We start from the raw sequence: 1208 nt of genomic DNA, 5'->3' as shown, positions 1-1208 counted from the left end.
GCCGCCGCTGGCTTTCGAGGTTCCCCATGACTTGGGACATCGTCGATTGGCGAACATAGACGACGGCGACGCGACTGAGGTGATCAGGCGTGATCTAGATGCTCATGATCACCTCCCGTCATCTGAACGGTCTCGACGCCTGCCGCCGCCAGCAGGAGATCGGCGTGCGCCTGGATCAGGCCTTTGGGATTGGCGCCCAGCGGGTTCTGGGGAATCCGATGCCCCAGATCCAGACCCAGTTGCATCGGCTCGCGAAATTGGTGTTTACTCCGCACGTCCTTTCTCCCTCTTCGTTGAAGGACGGGATCGTGCGCCCGACGCCCGATTCGTGCCGAGAAGCTTCAGAACAGCGGCAAATTCGTTAAGCCCCTCAATACTGACCTGCGGCGGCCCAAGCGCCATGCCGGCACAGTAGCTTTCGTCGGACATCCAATCGGGCACCTCGCGGCTAAACCCACGCCGCTCCTCCGTGTAGATGCACTTCAAATCCTTGCCGCGTCGGAAAGGTGCGACCTGAAGCGTCCGCCGAAAAAGCGGATGCCACGGATATGCAATTGTCGCGCTTCGAAGGCTGTATGCAGAATGTCGCGTGTTGGGCGGATCGGATCAAGCTGATGTTCTGAGATGGAACGGGTTTGTGCTTGTTCGTTAAGAGGCTTGAGGGTGGCATCTTCCGCTGGCCGAAGATCGAGGACGGTGTGATGCGCCTGTCGGCGGCGCAATTGTCCGCGCTGCTGGAAGGACTCGACTGGCGCCTTGTGCACGAGGCACGGGAGACGCCGGCGCCAGCGCAGCCCGGATAGCTGTTGGCAGTGCTGCGGCGAAGTGAATCAGGAGCGTCGGATGCGTCGCGAGATGGCGGCGAATATGCTCTGATTTGGGTGTGAAGGACGCCCTGCCTGACGATCCTGAGACGCTGAAAGCGATGCTGCTTGCTGAACGGTGCGAGAGCGAACGGCTGCGTCAGATCATCAAGGAAATGCAGAGACATCGGTTTGGCCGGCGGGCGGAGACGCTGCCAGAAGATCAGATGCTGCTGGGCCTGGAAGACGTCGAGCAGGTCGCCGCGTACGGCGAAACGGCGCAGGACGTCAGCGCACCTGAAGGCCGTGAGGCGCGGGCTCGTAAGCGCCGCCGCAACCGTGGCGCCTTGCCGACGCACCTCCCGCGGATCGAGGTCATTGTCGATATCGATGACAAGACCTGTC

General features: G+C 61.5%; 3 protein-coding genes. All 3 read left to right on the top strand.

The annotated features are described in order from the left end of the window. Positions 1 to 98: 98 nt before the first annotated feature. Positions 99 to 365: a hypothetical protein gene (locus tag AKN83_RS40355; protein ID WP_050399846.1), complete on the top strand. Its 267-nt coding sequence runs from the start codon at positions 99 to 101 to the stop codon at positions 363 to 365. 270 nt (positions 366 to 635) lie between these two features. Then, positions 636 to 803, top strand: coding sequence for an IS66 family insertion sequence element accessory protein TnpB (gene tnpB, locus AKN83_RS37965; protein WP_083992433.1), 168 nt, complete (start codon positions 636 to 638; stop codon positions 801 to 803). A 122-nt stretch (positions 804 to 925) separates the two neighbouring features. Further along, the coding region (locus tag AKN83_RS37960) for a transposase (protein WP_193791651.1) at positions 926 to 1208 on the top strand (283 nt) is incomplete at its 3' end.

The sequence above is a fragment of the Bradyrhizobium embrapense genome, assembly GCF_001189235.2.
Taxonomy (GTDB): Bacteria; Pseudomonadota; Alphaproteobacteria; order Rhizobiales; family Xanthobacteraceae; genus Bradyrhizobium; species Bradyrhizobium embrapense.
The sequence above is the reverse complement of the archived record's forward strand: the minus strand, read 5'-3'. Positions and strand labels throughout refer to the sequence as shown.

Coding starts and splice junctions, on each gene's coding strand:
- AKN83_RS40355 (WP_050399846.1), top strand. CDS start 99: ATGCTCATGATCACCTCCCGTCATCTGAACGGTCTCGACGCCTGCCGC.